Below are 17,563 nucleotides of genomic sequence, written 5' to 3'. Positions count from 1 at the left end.
CATCACTTGCTCTGACCGGCCACGAAACCGTGGATGCGATGATTGATCGGCGCGAGCGCCTTCTGGATATCGCGGTAAATCGGAAAACCTTGATCGTAGACAGCGGTTCGCGCCGGATCCGGCACCGCCCGCGAGACGATCTGAACAACACCGGCGGCGGCACGTTCATCCTTGAACACGCCAATGCCGACGCCTGCCAGCAATGCCGCGCCATACGAGGCATCAGCGACGGCGGGCAGTTCGACCGTGATGTTCAGCACGTCAGCGACGATCTGCCTCCACAAAGCGCTGCGCGCGCCGCCGCCGGTGAGGCGCGCCGTCGAAAAACCAAGGCCCTTGGACTTCATGACCTCAAGACAATCCCGCAGGGAGTAGGCCACGCCCTCGTAGAGCGCGCGGACGAAATGACCGCCGCCGTGGTTGAATCCCGCCCCGACAAAGTCCGCTCGCAACAGCGGATCCCAATAGGGGCTGCGTTCGCCATTAAGGTAGGGATGAAAGAACAACCCTTCCGAGCCAGGGCGCACCGCAGCAGCACGCGCGTCCATGGCGTCGAATACAGCACTCCCGTCCTCGCCCTCGCGGCGGAAGAACGTATCTCGCAGCCATTTGTGCGCAGACGCGCAGGAGTTGGTGGCAGCGATGACGTACCAATGGTCCGGCACGACATGGTAGTAGTTGATCAGCGAGAAATCGGGCCGGGCCTTGGGCGACAGCACGCTCACTGTCGCAGCCGTCGCGAGTTTCACAACGCCCATACCCTCGCGCACCATGCCGGCGCCAAAGGTCTCCGCTGCGGTGTCGGACGTGCCGCAAATTACCGGTGTGCCCTCGGCTAGGCCCGTCGCCTGCGCGGCTTTGGCCGTTACCTTGCCGACAACGGCGTTCGGCTTGACGATCGGCGGCAATGTCGCCATCGGCCAGCCGATCATTCCACAGAGCTCTTTAGACCACTCCCCTGTCTGCGCGTCCAGCATCAGGGTGCCCAGCGCGTCGATGGTGTCGGTTTCCCATGTTCCCGTGAACCGCGCGCGTAGCCAATCCTTGGCGACATAAAGCCTTGTGACGCGCGCGAACGCTTCCGGCTCATGATTGCGCAGCCACAGCATCTGCGGCAGCGTCCAGGTCGGATTGGCCCGATTGGCTCCGATCTCAAGAATACGCGCGTCAGCTTTGTCGCGAAGCTGCTGTGTCTGGTCGCGGCTGCGCTGATCATTCCACAAGATCGCAGGACGGATCACGTGGCCATCGGCATCCTCAAGCACCTGTGTATGGGCGCCAGCGGAGAATGAAATCGCGGCAATATCGGACGCGGGACGCCCGGATGCCTTTAGACCGCGGCGTAGCGCATCACACGCCGCCAGCCACCAGTCATCGGGGTTCTGTTCGCTCCAGCCCGGGTGCGGGGACGATGTCGCGACCGGTGCGGACGCCTCGCTGACCAACGAGCCATTACTCTTGATGATGCTGATCTTGAGCGAACCCGCACCGAGGTCAATGCCGACCAGTAGAGGATCAGACACGGCCATGCGCGCCCTCCCCGAATGCCGCGCCGTTGCGCGCCATCTCAATCACGGCGAATGTCTTTCGCGTTCGAGCCGGCGCGCAACCCAAGCTTTCCGGGATTCAGGAGATTGGCGGGATCGAGCGCATCCTTGATTGTCTGGAGTACACCAAGGCCTGCGCCAAGCTCGCGCTGCATCCACGGATTTCTGAAAAGACCCGCGCCGTGATGGTGCGCGATTGAGCCGCCATGATCGAGCGTCAGTTTCTGAACCGCATCCCAAAGCTTGGCATGGATCGGCAACGCCACATCATCCGCCATCGGCGGCAGACGGATCGTCATGTACTGACACGCGCCTTCCGGATAAACGTGAGACCAGTGCGCGCCGAAGTGGATGCCGGGGTGAATTTTACGCACGGCATTGCCGATGGCTTCATACATCGCGGGAATCGCCGACCAGTTGCCGGTCACCTCGATGGTATCGTTGAAATAACCCGCATCGTGCCATTTCTGCGAATAAGCGACATAGCGGTTTTCCTTCCAATGATGGAAGGGCGCGTCAGGCCCGATTTCGCCGCCGAGATTCTTGGCAATCGCCAGGGCCATGTCCTGCTCGACCGTAATCAGCGGTTCGCTGCCGCTGAACATCATCATGGCCAAGTAAGGCTTGATCTTGAACAACGCGATGTCCTTGGTGCGTTCATCGCTCTCAACCCGGTCGTAAAGCCGCACGATGGCCGGGCGCAGCTCCGCCTGCATGATGAGACGCGCGCAATCCAAGGCTGCTTGCTGCGTCGGAAAGGCCAGCACGACGCCACGCTCGATCTCCGGCTTTTTCCAGATTCGCAGCGTCGCTTCCGTAATAATACCGAATGCCCCCTCACCGCCGATCATCAGATCGCGGATCGATGGACCGACCGAACGCCGCGCGACCGGGCGGACTTCAAGCGGGGTACCGTCCGGCAGCACAGCCCTCAAACCGACAGCAATGTCTTCGATCTTTCCGTAACGGCTGCTGGCTTGGCCACCGCCTCGGCATGCGAGCCAGCCACCAACAGTGGAAATTTCGATTGACTGCGGCAAGTGACCGCTTGTGTATCCGGCCTCATTAAGTTGACGTTCGAACTCGGCACCATTCATGCCTGCCTGCACGGTCACAACCGCATCGGTCGGATTGATCGAAACGATTTTGTCGAGCCGGCGCGTGTCCAGCATGATTTCGCCGCCGAGCGGAATCGCGCCGCCCAGAACTCCCGAGCCGTTACCATAAGGAATAATCGGAACGTTACGCGCCTTCGCAAGCTGAACGATGCGAATAACCTCATCCTCGTTCGCTGGACGCACAACAAGACGCGGCACCGCGCCCGCAAGTGCGCCGGCGCGCTCACGGAAAACCGCAAACGGCAGGCGATCACGCGCATAGCCGAGGCGCTGCTCGAATGATGCCAGAACGTTGGCGTTGCCTACGATTGCGCCGAAAGCGGAGACGAGGCTTTCATCGACATGATCGGTTTCACGCACGGCAGCGATGGTGGTTGCAGTCATGACAGGCCCTTTTCAGAGGCCGAATTCGCCACGCTCACTCGGCGCACTCCCCTGATCGCATTGCATTTTCTGACGATTGAACAAGTGGCTTGCACAATCGTTTGTTCAAACGTCGTACAAACCGCCCCTGCGGTCAAGTGAAAATTTAGCGCGGGGCTGGGCCTGTGGAAGCGCGGATGACAAGACCGTCCGGCGCCAGCGGCGCGACGGGTTGCGGCGTACCGCCGTTCAAAAGGTCGATCAGAAGGTCGGACGCAATTTCGCCCATCAATTCCGTGGGCATCTTCACCGATGTCAGCTGCGGATAGAGCATTGTCGCGACCGGCGCATCGTGCAGACCCACCACCGACACGTCGCGCGGAATTTGCAGACCCGCCTCATGCAACACAGCCATCGCACCTGCCGCGGTCACCAGCGTGGCGCCCAGAACAGCCGTCGGCTTCAGTGCAAGAAGACTGCGCATCGCATCCGCCCCGCCCTCCGCCGTGTATCCGGCGACAGCGACCAGCTTCGGATCGAACGGAATACCGTGCCGCTTCAGTCCATCGCGATAGCCGGCCAATCGTTCACCAGCATTGAATCCGCCGGGACGGCCCGCGAGATGCGCGATCCGCTTGTGGCCCATCTGCGCCAGATGATCGACGGCAATTGCCGCCGCGGCGCGGCTATCCAGTACGACGCAATAAGAGCTGCCCGACAGTTGCCGGTTGAGCAGCACGAATGGCGTGTGAGTGGATTCAAGTTCCTCACGCAGCAGGCTGTCATCATCAAGGCTTGCGACCAGCAGCCCATCGACACGGTTGCCATGCGACAGTCGATGATAAACGGCGTCGGTCGCGCCTGATTCCCGGTGCGCAATCAGCAACGAATAGCCATGACGCGCCGAAGATTTTTCGGCACCGCGAATGGCGGACGCAAACACCGGATTGTCGAGTTGCGGAACGATAAGGCCGAGTGTCCGGCTGCGCGACGTCCGCAAACTCTGCGCGAGCGTATTTGGTGAATAATCCAGGCTACGAGCGCTTTCGAGAATCCGTTCGCGCGTCTCCGGGCGAATGCGTTGGCTCTCCTCACCGCGCAGCACCCGCGAAGCGGTGGATACGTCGACCCCCGCCATACGCGCAACATCGGCTAATCTTGGCCTCATCGATTCCAACATCCCAAGCGGCGACCAGCGCGGCGAGCGTAGACTTGGAGGCCTGATAAAACAAGCAATCCCCAGGCGCGGACTCGACGCAATCCGACGATCAATGTACAAGGCTTGCGGTCGAAAACTGAATAGGCCGGGTTAAAGCACGGATGCAGCCATGAATGTCACCATCTATCACAACCCGGACTGCGGAACGTCCCGCAACACGCTGGCTATGATCCGGCAAAGCGGCACCGAGCCGACGATCATTGAATATCTGAAGGAACCGCCCACCCGCGCAGAGCTGATCGAGCTTATTGCGGCGATGGGAGTTTCGGTGCGCTCACTTCTGCGCGAGAAAGGCACGCCTTATGCCGAACTTGGACTCGGCGACCCGAGGTGGACAGATAACGAGCTGATCGATCTGATGCTCGTACACCCAATTCTGATCAATCGGCCGATTGTCGTGACATCCAAGGGCGTCAGGCTGTGCCGACCATCGGAGGCTGTGCTCGACGTTCTGCCAAATCCGCACATTGGCAGATTCGTCAAGGAAGACGGCGAAATCATCAACGCGGTCTGACGGCACATCGCTAACCAACACCCCGCGCATGCGAGGTGAAGGTCAGATAGCCCGTGACTCAACCTTGTGACTCAGCCTTGGCGAAACGATCGTCAAGCGCGTAGCCCGCGCCACGGACCGTGCGGATCGGATCCGACTCGCGTCCAAGATTCAGGAGTTTCCTGAGGCGGCCGATATGCACATCCACCGTGCGCTCGTCGATATAAATGTCACGTCCCCACACGCCATCAAGCAGTTGCTCGCGGCTGAACACACGCCCCGGATGTTCCAGAAAGAACTCGAGAAGCCGGTATTCGGTCGGACCGAGATCTATCGGACGCCCGGAACGGGCAACACGCCGGCGGTCCCGGTCAAGCTCGATGTCGCCAAAGGCGAGAACTGTCGCGAGGCGCTCCGGACTGGCGCGGCGCAGCAAGCCTTTTACGCGAGCGAGCAGTTCGGGCACCGAGAACGGCTTGACGATATAATCGTCCGCGCCGGTCGCAAGCCCTCTCACTCTTTCGCTTTCCTCGCCGCGCGCAGTCAGCATGATGATCGGGATTTGCTTGGTTTCGGGACGCGCTCGCAGCCGACGGCACAATTCGATCCCAGATAGGCCCGGAAGCATCCAGTCGAGTACAATAAGATCGGGAACATGCTCCTTGAGCCGCGTATCAGCATCGTCGCCGCGGGCGACCGTTTCGACGTCGTAGCCCTCGGCATCCAGGTTGTAGCGAAGCAGCGTAGTCAACGCCTCTTCGTCCTCGACCACAAGAATTCGGGCGCTCATTTCCAGTCCTTCAGTTCTTCGTACAAATTAACTGCCTGACGCGACCGTTGCAAAGTTCGTCATATCGCCCTTCGGGCGCTGATCGAGCATCTGCTGGCCTTCGATCATGTAGAAAACCGTCTCGGCGATGTTGGTCGCATGGTCGCCGATACGTTCAATATTCTTGGCGCAGAACATCAGGTGAATACAGAAACCGATGTTACGCGGGTCTTCCATCATGTAGGTCAGAAGTTCGCGGAACAGAGAGGTGCAGATCGCATCGACCTCCTCATCCCCCTTCCAGACTATCATCGCGGCCGGCAGATCGTGCGCTGCGTAAGCATCGAGTACCGACTTGACCTGCGACTGCACCAGGTCGGTCATGTGTTCCAGGCCGCGGATCAATTTCAGCGGATGGAAATCACTATCGAGCGCCGCGACGCGTTTGCCGATATTCTTGGACAGGTCGCCGATGCGCTCCAGATCGGTCGCAACCCGCATCGAACTGACGATCTCGCGTAGGTCGACCGCCATCGGCTGGCGGCGAGCGATCGTGAGTACCGCACGCTCTTCGATCAGATGCTGCAACTTGTCGATCTCGAGATCGGCGGCGACAACGCGCTTGCCCAGCGCGACATCGCGCCGGATCAATGCATCGACGGAATCGACGATCTGCCGTTCGGCCAGGCCGCCCATCTCGGCAACAAGCCGGTTTAGCTCCTGAAGGTCTTCGTCGAACGCCTTGGCGGTATGATCTGAACCCATGGTATGTCTCTCCCGCGAATGCGCGTCAGCCGAAGCGGCCGGTGATGTAATCTTGCGTGCGCCGATCGGTTGGCGAGGTGAAGATTTTGTTGGTATCGTCGAACTCAACCAGTTCGCCGAGATACATAAAGGCTGTCTTGTCAGACACACGCGCCGCCTGCTGCATATTATGCGTCACGATGGCGATCGTGTAGTCTTCCTTGAGTTCCTGGATCAGTTCTTCAACCTTGGCGGTCGAAATCGGATCGAGCGCCGAGCAAGGCTCGTCGAACAGGATGACTTCGGGACGAACCGCGACAGTGCGTGCAATGCACAGGCGCTGCTGCTGGCCGCCTGACAGGCTGAGGCCGCTGGCGTTCAGCTTGTCCTTGACCTCGTTCCAGAGCGCGCCGCCCTTCAGCGCGGCCTCGACCCGGCCGTCCATTTCCGACTTCGATATCTTCTCATAGAGTCTGATGCCGAACGCGATGTTCTCATAGATCGTCATCGGGAATGGCGTCGGCTTCTGAAACACCATTCCGATCCGGGCGCGCAGCAGGTTCAAATCGAGCTTCGGATCGAGAATATTGGTCGAATCCAGCATCAATTGACCGACGGCGCGCTGACCGGGATAAAGATCGTACATACGGTTGAAGATGCGCAGCAACGTCGATTTGCCGCAGCCCGACGGACCGATGAAGGCGGTCACTCGGTTCTCGCCGAGAACAAGATTAATGTTCTTCAGAGCATGGTGCTCACCATAGTAGAAGTTCAGGTCACGCGCGGTCACCTTGGGCCGCGCATCAAGCCGGCCGGCACTGCCCGGCACGGGTCCACGGGAAAGATCTACGCTGACAGAAAGCTGTTCGTTCATTTCGATGTCCTCTCGGCGCCGAGAATGCGCGCGCCAACGTTAAGGGCAAGTACGGTCAAGGTGATAAGCAAAGCCCCGGTCCATGCGAGCTGTTTCCAGTAGTCGTAGGGGCTTTGAACGAAGTTGTTGATGGTCACCGGCAGGTTCGCCATCGTCTTGGTCAAATCGAGACTGAAGAACTGGTTGCTCAGCGCCGTAAACAGCAGTGGCGCGGTTTCGCCGGCAACACGCGCTGTCGCCAACAGCACACCCGTGATGAGGCCCGAACGTGCGGCACGATAAGCAATCCGCTTAATGACAAGCGAGCGCGGCAAGCCGAGTGCGGAGGCTGCTTCACGAAGCGGATTGGGCACGAGACCAAGCATGTCCTCGGTGGTACGCACAACAACCGGGATCACGATCACGGCGAGCGCCAGCGTGCCGGCCAGCGCCGAGAAGCCACCCATCGGGACAACGATCGCACCGTACACGAACAGACCAATGATGATCGACGGCGCGCTCAGCAGGATGTCGTTGATGAAGCGGATCACCGACGTCAGGCGGTCATGCTTGCCGTATTCGGCAAGATAGGTGCCCGCGAATAATCCGATCGGAGCGCCGATGCCGACGCCGAGTACCGTCATGATGATCGAGCCGACGATGGCGTTGAGCAACCCACCCTCGGTGGAACCAGGCGGCGGTGTGTTCTCGGTGAAGATGCCAAGATGCAGGCCCGCAAAGCCGTTGTAGAACAGCGTGAACAGGATAAGCGCAAGCCAGGTCACGCCGAAGACGGCTGCCCCAAGGCAGAGGAACCTGATGACGATGTCCCAGCGGCGGCGAGAGGCATAGATCGGGTTCATGGCTCAGTTCCCCGCCTTCTTTTCAAGACGCATCAGCATCAGCCGCGCCGCAGCCAACACGAAGAACGTCAGCACGAACAGCAACAGGCCAAGCAGAATAAGGCCCGACTGATGCAGCCCGTCGCTTTCGGCAAATTCGCTGGCAATAGCCGCTGAAATTGTCGTACCCGGAGCAAAGACCGACGAAGATATCCGGAACGAGTTTCCGATAATAAAGGTCACTGCCATCGTCTCGCCAAGCGCGCGGCCGAGAGCAAGCATGATGCCGCCGATCACGCCGACTTTGGTATAGGGAATGACGACGTTGCGGACGACTTCCCATGTGGTGCAGCCGACGCCGTAGGCCGCTTCCTTCAGAACCGGCGGCACCGTCTTGAACACATCGACAGAAATCGCGGTGATGAACGGGAGCACCATGATCGCCAGAATCAGCGCCGCATTGAAAAGGCTGAGATAGGACGGCGGGCCCGCGAAAATCGTCCCGAGGATCGGTACCCCGTCAAATACCCGGATCATGAAGGGCTGGAATGTATTCGCCAGGAACGGGCCAAGTACAAAGAAACCCCACATGCCGTAGATGATCGACGGAATGCCTGCGAGCAGTTCGACCGCAATGCCGATCGGACGGCGAAGCCACTGCGGACAAAGCTCGGTCAGGAAGACCGCGATGCCAATACCGACCGGAATTGCGATAATCATCGCGATCACTGACGTTATCAGCGTGCCGTAGATCGGACCAAGCGCGCCCAGAACTGGAGGATCGGCGGACGGTGCCCAGCGCTGCGTCCAAAGGAATGCAAACCCGTATTCTTTTATCGCCGGCCATGCGCCTGCGATCAGGGAAAGAATGATGCCACCGAGAATGAGCAAGACCGCGATCGCGCAGGCCCTGGTGGTCCAGTAGAATGCCTTGTCGCCAAACTTGAATGCGCCCAGAGCTTTCGCGCGATCGTAAGGCCCGGCTGCTTCCATTGAGGTGCTCTGAACCGCCATCTCTGCCACGCTAGTCCCCTGTCCCATTCATTTTACGCGTCCGCCAGCCACACACTTTGTTGCGCCGGCGTTGTCCAAGAAAACGGAGGAGAGGTGGGCCTCTCCTCCGGAACATTTGCTTAGCTCTTGATGTCAGCCGACCAGGTCTTTTCGATCAGCTTGACCACGGAATCCGGCATCGGAATGTAATCGAGCTCTTCAGCCAGCTTGTCGCCCTTCGCGAACGCCCAAGTGAAGAACTTGATCGCTTCCGCGGACGCAGCCTTGTCGATCGGAGTCTTGTACATGAGGATGAAGGTCGCGCCAGTAATCGGCCACGAAGCTTCGCCCGGCTGGTCGGTCAGGATGACGTAGTAATTCTTGGAGCCCGCCCAATCGGCATTAGACGCCGCCGCCTGGAATGCAGCAACGGTCGGCTGCACGGTCTTGCCGGCCTTGTTGATCACTCCACCATAGGTCAGCTTGTTCTGCTTGGCATAGGCATACTCGACATAACCGATCGAGTTCTTGGTCTGGCTGACGTTGCCGGCGACGCCTTCGTTGCCCTTGGCGCCAACGCCAGCAGGCCATTCAACTGCCGTTCCGGCTCCAACTTTCGCCTTCCACTCGGTGTTCACCTTCGAGAGATAATCTGTCCAGATAAACGTGGTGCCGGAGCCGTCCGAACGCCGCACCACCGTGATGGCTTCCGACGGCAGCTTCAGCTTCGGATTCAGCTTCACGATCGCTGGATCGTTCCACGTCTTGACCTTGCCGAGATAGATGTCGCCGAGCAGTTCGCCCGAGAACACCAGTTCGCCCGGTTTGATGCCTTCGAGATTCACGACAGGAACCAAAGCCCCCATTGCCTGCGGCCACTGAATGAGGCCGTCCTTCTCAAGCTGCTCTGGCTTCAGCGGCATATCGCTCGCGCCGAAAGTCACGGTCTTGGCCTGGATCTGCTTGATGCCGGCGCCGGAACCGATCGACTGATAGTTCAGACCATTGCCAGTCTCTTTCTTGTAGGCGTCAGCCCATTTCGAATAGAGCGGGAACGGGAACGTCGCACCCGCGCCGGTGATGTCGGCAGCAAACGCCGAAGTCGATGCGGCAACAAGGCCGGCAGCGACGATCGCTTTTTTAATGAAATTCACTGGGTCTCTCCATCGTGTGAGCGAAGCGCCCGACCGTTCGGGATCGTTATCGCGCTTCGAGGCCGCCTTCTTAGAAGGCCGAGCCTGCACTTTTTATGAAATCCACATGACAGCGTTGTGACAGCGTTTACCGCTGGGTAACACATGTACAAGCCATTGATTTAACGAATTAATTTCTAAAAGCCCGCTGTCGGGATGACGACGTGCGCCAGCAATATTTAGCCGCTTGGCTCCGGAATGCCTCCGAGTGTGACAGCGCCTGTGGGGCTGGCAGCCGGATACCTGCCGCCACCAATCTTCACGTTGCGATGAAGGCCTGACGCCCTACGCATGTGCCGACAAAGGCAGTCATGAGCGCAGGGACCGTCCTACCGGGGCCGTCCCCTCGCCGCTCTCAGGAACTACCAGACAGGCCTTATTTCACGCTCGCCTGCCCGACGCCGCGAACTGTCTCTGCTTTCTTTCCCTTGGAGTCGAACTGCTTGAGATAGGCGACGACATCGTCAATTTGCTTTGGATCTTTCAGGCCCGGAAAAATCATCTTGGTGCCGGGGATCTTGGCTTTCGGATCCTTGATGTATTCACGGAAGGTCGCTTCATCCCAAGTGAGGCCGGAGTTCTTGTTTGCGGGCGAGTAATTGAAACCTTCAATCGTCCCGGCCTTGCGCCCGAACAATCCGTTGAGTACCGGGCCGACCGCGTTCTTCGCGCTCTCGCCGATCTGGTGGCACGCCCTGCACTGAGCGAAAACCTTCTCCCCGGCGGCGACCTCCTGGGCGGTAACGGGAACGGTCGAGAGGAATCCCGCTCCGACGACGAGAACGAAAATGCGCATGCGACCACTCCATGTCTGACAAACAGAACGGCTGAGAAAATCAAATCTGAAACGAACGCGCTGTTGGCGGGTTAGCTCAGCGAGTTGATGATTTCCCGGTAAGCTGCTTCGGGGAACGCCTTCAACGTGCGCGTCCTGATGTTCCCCATCATTCCAAGTTGCAGATTGAAGCGCGCAGCGACCGCATCATCCGGAGCTTCGTAAACGGCGACGATGTCATAGTCGCCCATGGTCAGGAAAAACAGCTTAAAATCACCATCCATATCCTTGAGGGCTTTCTTCGCCGCATCCAAGCGACGTGGCGATTCTGTCACGTTTTGGATGCCTTTTTCGGTCCAGTTTGCCAACATGATATATGTCGTCATGGCAGTCCTCCGTGCATACGAGGCCCCCCAGCGCATGATCCGCCGAAGTGTGAGCTGTTCGGCGATAAGATTTTGCGCCAAGCTTACAATTTAGAGCGCAATCGAACGCAAACCGGTCTCCGCTTGTTCTACGCTCCTGACTTGAAGAACAAGACTCGGGTCAACAGCGTGTAGTCCGACTCCAGAACCATGATGGCCACGAACACCAGCAGCACCAGCGGCGGCAGCAGGATGGCATAACTCAGCGCCAGACGCTCCCAAGCCATATGCATGAAAACGGCAACGATCAAACCTGCCTTCAGAATCATGAACAGCAGGATCAGCGACCAGCGGAGATATCCGTGAACGCCGAAATAATCGACGAGGTACGAACAGGCGCTCAGGACAAACAGCCATGCCCAGACCACAAGATACAGCTTGATCGGATGCTGCTGTCCTTCGGCATGTGCCGCAGCCGGCGCTGCGGCGGGTGCCGCATGAGAAACTCCGTTCATCGTGACTTCAGCCATGCGTCACCTCACCACAGATAGAAAAATGCAAAGATGAAAACCCACACCAGATCGACGAAATGCCAATAGAGCCCGGTGATTTCGACGATTTCGTAATGTCCCTTCCGGCTCGTGAAAAAGCCGCGCCGCTCGGTGTCGAAATCCCCGCGCCAGACCTTTCGCGCGATGATGATCAGAAAGATCACTCCGATGGTGACGTGCGTTCCGTGGAAACCCGTAATCATGAAGAAGCATGAGCCGAACTGCGCTGCTCCCCACGGATTTTCCCATGGCCGAACGCCCTCCATGATCAGCTTGGTCCATTCAAAAGCTTGCATGCCGACGAATGTCGCGCCGAATGCAGCCGTCACCAGCATCAGGATCGCTGTCTTTCGGCGATCGCGGCGATAGCCGTAGTTGACGGCCATCGCCATGGTTCCGCTGCTGCTGATGAGTACGAAGGTCATGATGGCGATCAGGATCAGCGGCATATGATGGCCGGCAATCTCCAGCGCAAACACTTCGCTGGGATTCGGCCAAGGCACGGTCGTCGACATACGCGCCGTCATGTACGACAGCAGGAAGCAGCCGAAAATGAAGGTGTCGCTGAGGAGGAAGATCCACATCATGGCCTTCCCCCACGAGACATTCTTGAACGCCCGCTGATCTGACGACCAGTCGGCCGTAATGCCTCGCCAGCCCTTGGCTCGCGCGCGGGATTGCCCGGTGTTCGTCAGCACAGCCTCTGCCATCCGTCCCAATCTCCCTAGGTCAGCAACTGACGGCAGATCGCGGCGAAATCGTCCGCCCAGCCAGTCAGAAGCGCAAGCAGGATCAGCCAAACCAGAAGCAGGAAGTGCCAGTACATGGCGCATAGTTCGACGCTCAGGCGCAGCCGCGGGACATCGACGCCACGCCACGCCTTGGCGACGGTTCTGCCCAACGCCGCGAGACCACCCAGCACATGCAGCCCGTGAACCGCGGTAATGAGATAGAAGAAGGCATTGGCCGGATTAGCCGTCAGAAAATAACCCGCTGCGTTGAGCTGTTGCCACGCCAGCAACTGGCCAATCACAAAAACGACGGCAGAGACGCCCCCCGCGAGCAGGCCGATCAGCACATTGTCGCTATCGTCCCGGCGCGCTGCGACTTGCGCCCATTGAAGTGCTGCGCTGCTTACGATCAGCACGCCAGTGTTGAACCACAACAGCTTCGGTACCGGCAGCGACCGCCAGTCGATCAGTTCCATGCGCATGGAGTATGCGCTGATGAAGAGGGCGAACAATGATCCGACGACAGCGAGAAACACACCCAATCCAATCTTCGCCGGCGGCAGCGATGAAACGCTTCCACCAGGAAAATCACCGATTATGCCCTCCTCCAACCAGGGTTTCGCTGCCAGCCGTTGCTGCGACAGCCACCATCCTGCAATAGCCGCCAGTCCAGCCATGAACAGGACAATCGCAGTCATGCGCGGGCTCCCTTCGGTGCAAGGGCAGCCGGCGACTCGTTCTGTGGGATGAAATCCTGCGCGGCACCCGGCACGCTGTAATCGTAAGCCCAGCGATAGACGACGGGTAGTTCCTTGCCCCAGTTACCATGCGCCGGCGGAGTTTCAGGCGTTTGCCACTCGAGCGTGGTCGCCCGCCAAGGATTGCCGCCGGCTTCCTTGCCCTTGCGCAGGCTCCAGAACAGATTGAACACGAACACGAGTTGCGCGAATCCCACAATCAGAGCCGCGACGCTCATGAATGCATTCAGATCGTGGGCGGATGCTGGGACGAACGCCGTCTCACCAATGTCATGATAACGGCGCGGCATGCCCAGCAGCCCGAGATAGTGCATCGGGAAGAAAACTGCGTATGCTCCAAGGAACGTCACCCAGAAATGGAAACGCCCGAGCGACTCGTTCAGCATCCGCCCAGTGACTTTGGGGTACCAGTGATAGATCGCACCGAACACGACCATGATCGGCGCAACGCCCATCACCATGTGAAAATGCGCGACGACGAACATCGTGTCGGACAACGGAACGTCTACGACGACGTTGCCAAGGAAGAGGCCGGTCAAGCCGCCATTGACAAAGGTGACAATGAACGCGAGCGCGAACAGCATCGGTATGGTGAGATGAATGTCGCCGCGCCACAGGGTCAGAACCCAGTTGTAGACCTTGATCGCAGTCGGCACCGCGATGATCAGCGTCGTCGTTGCAAAGAAGAAGCCGAATTTCGGGTTCATACCGCTGACATACATGTGATGCGCCCACACCACGAAGCTCAACGCCCCGATCCCGACAATCGCCCACACCATCATGCGATAGCCGAAAATATTCTTGCGGGCGTGAGTGCTGATGAGATCGGAGACGATGCCGAAAGCCGGTAACGCGACGATATAGACTTCGGGATGACCGAAGAACCAGAATAGATGCTGGAATAACAGGGGGCTCCCGCCGGAGTATTTCATCTGCTGCCCCATCTCCACCAGCGTGGGCATGAAGAAGCTGGTGCCGAGAAGCCGATCAAGAAGCATCATCACCGAGGCGACGAACAAAGCGGGGAAGGCGAGCAGCGCCATCACAGTCGCGGTGAAAATACCCCATACCGTCAACGGCATCCGCATCAGCGTCATTCCGCGCGTGCGGGCCTGCAGCACGGTCACCACATAGTTCAGGCCGCCCATGGTGAAGCCGATGATGAACAGGATCAGCGACAGCAGCATCATGATGATGCCCGCCTCCTGTCCCGGCGTTCCGGAGAGCACTGCCTGAGGCGGATAAAGCGTCCATCCAGCGCCAGTTGGCCCGCCGGGCACGAAGAAAGTTGCCACCAGAACCAGCACAGCTAGCAGATAGATCCAGTAACTCAGCATATTCGCGTAAGGGAAAACCATGTCGCGCGCGCCGACCATCAGCGGGATGAGATAGTTTCCGAAACCTCCGAGAAACAGCGCGGTGAGAAGGTAGATCACCATGATCATGCCGTGCATGGTGATGAACTGGAGATACTGGCTTGGATCGATGAACGAGAACGTACCGGGGAATCCGAGTTGCAGCCGCATCAGCCACGAGAGCACCAGCGCGACCATGCCGATAGCCATCGCGGTGAGCGAGTACTGAATCGCGATGACTTTCGCATCCTGCGAGAAAACGTATTTGGTCCACCAACTATGCGGATGATAGAGGTCGACCTCACCCACTTCAGCCGGCGGGATTCCTGCGAGTACGTCAGACGGGACATCAACCATCGAAATGTCCTCCATGGTCTTCCATTCATCAGGGAAGAGTTTGCCTCATGAAGCGCAGGTCTCTTCGCCAATACTTTTCATTCACTGCCTGTCTTGTAAGTCGCCTTCGTGATGTTGCGCTGACCGGATAGCTCCGCGAACGTCTGCTGCTTCTCCAGCCACGCGTGATAGTCCTTCTCTTCCTGAATGATGACCTTGCTTCTCATTTGCGCGTGCGCGATGCCGCACAGTTCTGCGCAAAGAACCTCAAACGTCCCGGTTCGTGTTGGAGTGAACCAGAAATAGGTGACGGAGCCCGGCACCATATCCATCTTAGCCCTGAACTCTGGCACATAGAAATCATGCAGGACGTCGATCGAACGCAGCAACACCTTCACCGGCTTTCCCACCGGCAGGTGAAGATCTTCGTTTTCAATCACGACGTCATCCTGTCCGTTCGGGTCGTTGGGATTCAGTCCAAGAGGATTTTCGGCGCTGACGTTGCGCGCATCGGACGTACCGAGCCGGCCATCCTTTCCCGGAAGGCGGTAGCTCCAGCGCCACTGTTGGCCCATAACCTCGATTTCGGTGGCATTGGCCGGCACGGTAACAAACTGGTGCCAGACAACCAGACCTGGCGCGAGCATGGCGCCGACACCCACGGCTGTTCCTATGGTGAGCCACCATTCAAGCTTCTTGTTTTCCGGCTCATAGGCCGCTTGCCTTCCCTCCTTATGATGAAAGCGGAAGACGCAATAGGCCATGAATGCGACGACCGCGAAGAACACCGCTCCGGTGATCCAGAACGTCATCGTGATCGTGTCGTCGATGTAACTCCAGTTTGAAGCAATCGGCGTCCACCACCACGGACTCCAGAGGTGGAACAACACGGAAGCGACCGCGACCAGAAGCAATATGAGTGCGACAGCCATCCCTTGTTCATCCTTGCCTTTAGAGGCTACGGACAAGACTTAAGGGGCACGGCTCAAGTCGACATGGGATGGCATGCCTAAAGTTAGCCATCGCAATGCTGGCCGCCTTGCCCCCTTTTACCGGTCGCAACATCGAATCCGACGTAAGAAATTCAAGAGCAATGCAAGCCGGTCGGGTTCAATTCAGCGAAGATGTTGCGATCGCTGGTGTCATTGAACTATGGGCATTTACCACTACAGGATGTTCCCCGGCAGGCTGGATTGTCAATAGACCGGCTTATGCGAACAGACGATGCTTGTTGAACATTATGGCGTCGCGCACGATACCGCATTGCGATCTGAGTGCCTGAAGCGCGCCGCGTCTTCCACGGGCTTGCAGCGGCAAAGATTTTGCAGTTGCACAATGGATCTAACAGCGCGTGCTATTCTTGTCAGGATACGCTATATTAGCACTACAGGTCGCGACCGGTTTGTCCGGCATAGCTCTTTCGTGAACTTGGCCGTCTTGTCTGGTCGCTATTTCTGCGCACGAAGGCGATTGAACGTCGCTTGAAAAAGACGCCCAATCTCGCCGGTGCGAACGCATGGGAGATCGCGGCCATGGCCACACCATATTCCGACAACATTCCACAAGTACCAAGCGCGTCTTATGGCGCCGCCCTCCCTGTCGTTCGCAACGTTAAAACCTCCGATCTGCTTGAGGCCTTGCGGCTGGGCTGGGAGGACTTCAAGGCGATTCCAAGCCACGCGATTATTCTGTGCGTCATCTATCCGGTACTTGGACTTGTGATCGCGAGGACAGTGCTGGGCTATTCGGTATTGCCGCTCCTGTTCCCGCTGGCGGCGGGCTTCGCACTGATTGGCCCCTTTGCGGCACTTGGTCTCTATGAACTCAGCCGCCGCCGCGAGCGCGGGGAAGAACCTTCCGCATGGGATGCATTTGCCGTGCTGAGATCGCCGTCCTTCGGAGCCATGCTCGGACTTGGCGTGATCCTGCTCATTCTTTTCGTTGTCTGGGTCGCTACCGCGGATTCGATCTACGTTGCCATCTTCGGCAACACCCCTGCTGCAAGCATTCCTGATTTCGCTTCACGCATTTTCACGACCAAGGAAGGGCTGCAGCTGATGGTTGTGGGATGCAGTGTCGGCTTCCTGTTCGCTGTCATCGCCTTGTGCATCAGTGTGGTGGCGTTTCCGCTGATGCTTGACCGGCACGCCAGTGCGATCGATGCAATCCGGACCTCGCTGCGGGTTGTGGCGAAGAACCCCGTTGCCATGGCGACATGGGGGTTGATTGTTGCCGCGCTGCTGGTGATTGGTTCGATTCCGCTGTTCCTCGGTCTCGCCGTCGTTCTGCCCGTACTCGGTCACGCCACCTGGCACCTTTATCGCAAGGTGCTGGAGCCCGATCCAAATCCCTACCAGGAACAACCTCGCCAACCGAAAGGACGGAGGTATGCGGCGGACTTTCCGGCCTCTCTGTTCCCCTGGGGGCGCGACAAGCCGTAAAGCAGCGAGCATTCCGAGAGCGTTGGCAAAGCTGGTGCGATTGCGCCAGCTTTGCTGCTTCCACGAAGCAGGTCAGCGCGACACGGACCCTTTCTCAGCAGCGAAGACCTATCCGAT

18 protein-coding genes are annotated in these 17,563 nt (G+C 58.6%); 2 read left to right on the top strand and 16 right to left on the bottom strand.

Going from position 1 to position 17,563, the window contains the following annotated elements:
* Positions 1 to 2: 2 nt before the first annotated feature.
* The 3 genes from xylB to AC1Q6J_RS00910 form a co-directional block, all read right to left on the bottom strand.
* Positions 3 to 1,529 carry a xylulokinase gene (gene xylB / locus AC1Q6J_RS00920; RefSeq protein ID WP_492277440.1) on the bottom strand — a complete coding sequence of 509 codons (1,527 nt, stop codon included), beginning with the start codon at positions 1,527 to 1,529 and terminating at the stop codon, positions 3 to 5.
* 38 nt (positions 1,530 to 1,567) lie between these two features.
* Entirely contained in the window at positions 1,568 to 3,049 is a 1,482-nt protein-coding gene (locus AC1Q6J_RS00915) for an FAD-binding oxidoreductase (protein WP_492277439.1), read from the bottom strand.
* Between the two features lie 145 nt (positions 3,050 to 3,194).
* A complete protein-coding gene (locus AC1Q6J_RS00910; RefSeq protein ID WP_492277438.1) occupies positions 3,195 to 4,196 on the bottom strand; it encodes a LacI family DNA-binding transcriptional regulator in 1,002 nt (333 codons plus the stop codon).
* 160 nt (positions 4,197 to 4,356) lie between these two features.
* Here AC1Q6J_RS00910 and arsC point away from each other — a divergent pair, with 160 nt between their 5' ends.
* On the top strand, positions 4,357 to 4,761 hold the full coding sequence (arsC, locus tag AC1Q6J_RS00905) for an arsenate reductase (glutaredoxin) (protein ID WP_492277437.1): 405 nt from the start codon (positions 4,357 to 4,359) through the stop codon (positions 4,759 to 4,761).
* 58 nt (positions 4,762 to 4,819) lie between these two features.
* Here the strand turns inward: arsC and phoB are convergent, their stop codons facing one another.
* The 13 genes from phoB to AC1Q6J_RS00840 form a co-directional block, all read right to left on the bottom strand.
* Positions 4,820 to 5,530 (bottom strand): phosphate regulon transcriptional regulator PhoB, encoded by a 711-nt coding sequence (gene phoB, locus AC1Q6J_RS00900; protein ID WP_492277436.1) that lies wholly within the window; start codon positions 5,528 to 5,530, stop codon positions 4,820 to 4,822.
* A gap of 27 nt (positions 5,531 to 5,557) precedes the next feature.
* The gene (phoU, locus tag AC1Q6J_RS00895; protein ID WP_492277435.1) at positions 5,558 to 6,274 is read right to left on the bottom strand and encodes a phosphate signaling complex protein PhoU; all 717 of its coding nucleotides are present in this window, start codon (positions 6,272 to 6,274) and stop codon (positions 5,558 to 5,560) included.
* Between the two features lie 25 nt (positions 6,275 to 6,299).
* Positions 6,300 to 7,127 carry a phosphate ABC transporter ATP-binding protein PstB gene (gene pstB, locus AC1Q6J_RS00890; protein WP_492277434.1) on the bottom strand — a complete coding sequence of 276 codons (828 nt, stop codon included), beginning with the start codon at positions 7,125 to 7,127 and terminating at the stop codon, positions 6,300 to 6,302.
* On the bottom strand, positions 7,124 to 7,969 hold the full coding sequence (gene pstA, locus AC1Q6J_RS00885) for a phosphate ABC transporter permease PstA (RefSeq protein WP_492277433.1): 846 nt from the start codon (positions 7,967 to 7,969) through the stop codon (positions 7,124 to 7,126). The genes pstB and pstA overlap by 4 nt, the downstream gene beginning before the upstream one ends.
* 3 nt (positions 7,970 to 7,972) lie before the next feature.
* The gene (pstC, locus tag AC1Q6J_RS00880; protein ID WP_492277432.1) at positions 7,973 to 8,971 is read right to left on the bottom strand and encodes a phosphate ABC transporter permease subunit PstC; all 999 of its coding nucleotides are present in this window, start codon (positions 8,969 to 8,971) and stop codon (positions 7,973 to 7,975) included.
* 110 nt (positions 8,972 to 9,081) lie between these two features.
* Entirely contained in the window at positions 9,082 to 10,095 is a 1,014-nt protein-coding gene (pstS, locus tag AC1Q6J_RS00875) for a phosphate ABC transporter substrate-binding protein PstS (protein ID WP_492277431.1), read from the bottom strand.
* A 415-nt stretch (positions 10,096 to 10,510) separates the two neighbouring features.
* Positions 10,511 to 10,930 (bottom strand): c-type cytochrome, encoded by a 420-nt coding sequence (locus AC1Q6J_RS00870; protein WP_492277430.1) that lies wholly within the window; start codon positions 10,928 to 10,930, stop codon positions 10,511 to 10,513.
* A gap of 71 nt (positions 10,931 to 11,001) precedes the next feature.
* Positions 11,002 to 11,295 (bottom strand): GYD domain-containing protein, encoded by a 294-nt coding sequence (locus tag AC1Q6J_RS00865; protein ID WP_492277429.1) that lies wholly within the window; start codon positions 11,293 to 11,295, stop codon positions 11,002 to 11,004.
* Between the two features lie 128 nt (positions 11,296 to 11,423).
* Complete coding sequence (locus AC1Q6J_RS00860) at positions 11,424 to 11,804, bottom strand: cytochrome C oxidase subunit IV family protein (protein ID WP_492277428.1); 381 nt, start codon at positions 11,802 to 11,804, stop codon at positions 11,424 to 11,426.
* A gap of 8 nt (positions 11,805 to 11,812) precedes the next feature.
* The gene (locus tag AC1Q6J_RS00855) at positions 11,813 to 12,535 is read right to left on the bottom strand and encodes a heme-copper oxidase subunit III family protein (RefSeq protein WP_492277427.1); all 723 of its coding nucleotides are present in this window, start codon (positions 12,533 to 12,535) and stop codon (positions 11,813 to 11,815) included.
* Between the two features lie 14 nt (positions 12,536 to 12,549).
* Positions 12,550 to 13,254 (bottom strand): cytochrome c oxidase subunit 3, encoded by a 705-nt coding sequence (locus AC1Q6J_RS00850; RefSeq protein ID WP_492277426.1) that lies wholly within the window; start codon positions 13,252 to 13,254, stop codon positions 12,550 to 12,552.
* Positions 13,251 to 15,026: a cytochrome c oxidase subunit I gene (gene ctaD, locus AC1Q6J_RS00845; protein WP_492277425.1), complete on the bottom strand. Its 1,776-nt coding sequence runs from the start codon at positions 15,024 to 15,026 to the stop codon at positions 13,251 to 13,253. Before ctaD ends, AC1Q6J_RS00850 begins: the two co-directional genes overlap by 4 nt.
* A gap of 77 nt (positions 15,027 to 15,103) precedes the next feature.
* Positions 15,104 to 15,937, bottom strand: a complete 834-nt coding sequence (locus tag AC1Q6J_RS00840) for a cytochrome c oxidase subunit II (RefSeq protein WP_492277424.1) — start codon at positions 15,935 to 15,937, stop codon at positions 15,104 to 15,106.
* A 600-nt stretch (positions 15,938 to 16,537) separates the two neighbouring features.
* Here AC1Q6J_RS00840 and AC1Q6J_RS00835 point away from each other — a divergent pair.
* The gene (locus tag AC1Q6J_RS00835; RefSeq protein ID WP_492277423.1) at positions 16,538 to 17,446 is read left to right on the top strand and encodes a DUF2189 domain-containing protein; all 909 of its coding nucleotides are present in this window, start codon (positions 16,538 to 16,540) and stop codon (positions 17,444 to 17,446) included.
* Positions 17,447 to 17,563 lie beyond the last annotated feature (117 nt).

Source organism: Afipia sp. MLSD5-FHT05B12 (assembly GCF_058793355.1).
Note: the sequence above shows the minus strand (reverse complement) of the source record. Positions and strands in the feature narration are given on the sequence as shown.

Bases quoted from the DNA above. Each gene is read 5' to 3' on its own strand.
- AC1Q6J_RS00870 (WP_492277430.1), bottom strand. From the start codon at position 10,930: ATGCGCATTTTCGTTCTCGTCGTCGGAGCGGGATTCCTCTCGACCGTT.
- AC1Q6J_RS00855 (WP_492277427.1), bottom strand. From the start codon at position 12,535: ATGGCAGAGGCTGTGCTGACGAACACCGGGCAATCCCGCGCGCGAGCC.
- AC1Q6J_RS00835 (WP_492277423.1), top strand. From the start codon at position 16,538: ATGGCCACACCATATTCCGACAACATTCCACAAGTACCAAGCGCGTCT.
- AC1Q6J_RS00865 (WP_492277429.1), bottom strand. From the start codon at position 11,295: ATGACGACATATATCATGTTGGCAAACTGGACCGAAAAAGGCATCCAA.
- pstB (WP_492277434.1), bottom strand. From the start codon at position 7,127: ATGAACGAACAGCTTTCTGTCAGCGTAGATCTTTCCCGTGGACCCGTG.
- phoU (WP_492277435.1), bottom strand. From the start codon at position 6,274: ATGGGTTCAGATCATACCGCCAAGGCGTTCGACGAAGACCTTCAGGAG.
- ctaD (WP_492277425.1), bottom strand. From the start codon at position 15,026: ATGGTTGATGTCCCGTCTGACGTACTCGCAGGAATCCCGCCGGCTGAA.
- pstA (WP_492277433.1), bottom strand. From the start codon at position 7,969: ATGAACCCGATCTATGCCTCTCGCCGCCGCTGGGACATCGTCATCAGG.
- AC1Q6J_RS00915 (WP_492277439.1), bottom strand. From the start codon at position 3,049: ATGACTGCAACCACCATCGCTGCCGTGCGTGAAACCGATCATGTCGAT.
- AC1Q6J_RS00840 (WP_492277424.1), bottom strand. From the start codon at position 15,937: ATGGCTGTCGCACTCATATTGCTTCTGGTCGCGGTCGCTTCCGTGTTG.
- AC1Q6J_RS00910 (WP_492277438.1), bottom strand. From the start codon at position 4,196: ATGAGGCCAAGATTAGCCGATGTTGCGCGTATGGCGGGGGTCGACGTA.
- phoB (WP_492277436.1), bottom strand. From the start codon at position 5,530: ATGAGCGCCCGAATTCTTGTGGTCGAGGACGAAGAGGCGTTGACTACG.
- AC1Q6J_RS00860 (WP_492277428.1), bottom strand. From the start codon at position 11,804: ATGGCTGAAGTCACGATGAACGGAGTTTCTCATGCGGCACCCGCCGCA.
- AC1Q6J_RS00850 (WP_492277426.1), bottom strand. From the start codon at position 13,254: ATGACTGCGATTGTCCTGTTCATGGCTGGACTGGCGGCTATTGCAGGA.
- arsC (WP_492277437.1), top strand. From the start codon at position 4,357: ATGAATGTCACCATCTATCACAACCCGGACTGCGGAACGTCCCGCAAC.
- xylB (WP_492277440.1), bottom strand. From the start codon at position 1,529: ATGGCCGTGTCTGATCCTCTACTGGTCGGCATTGACCTCGGTGCGGGT.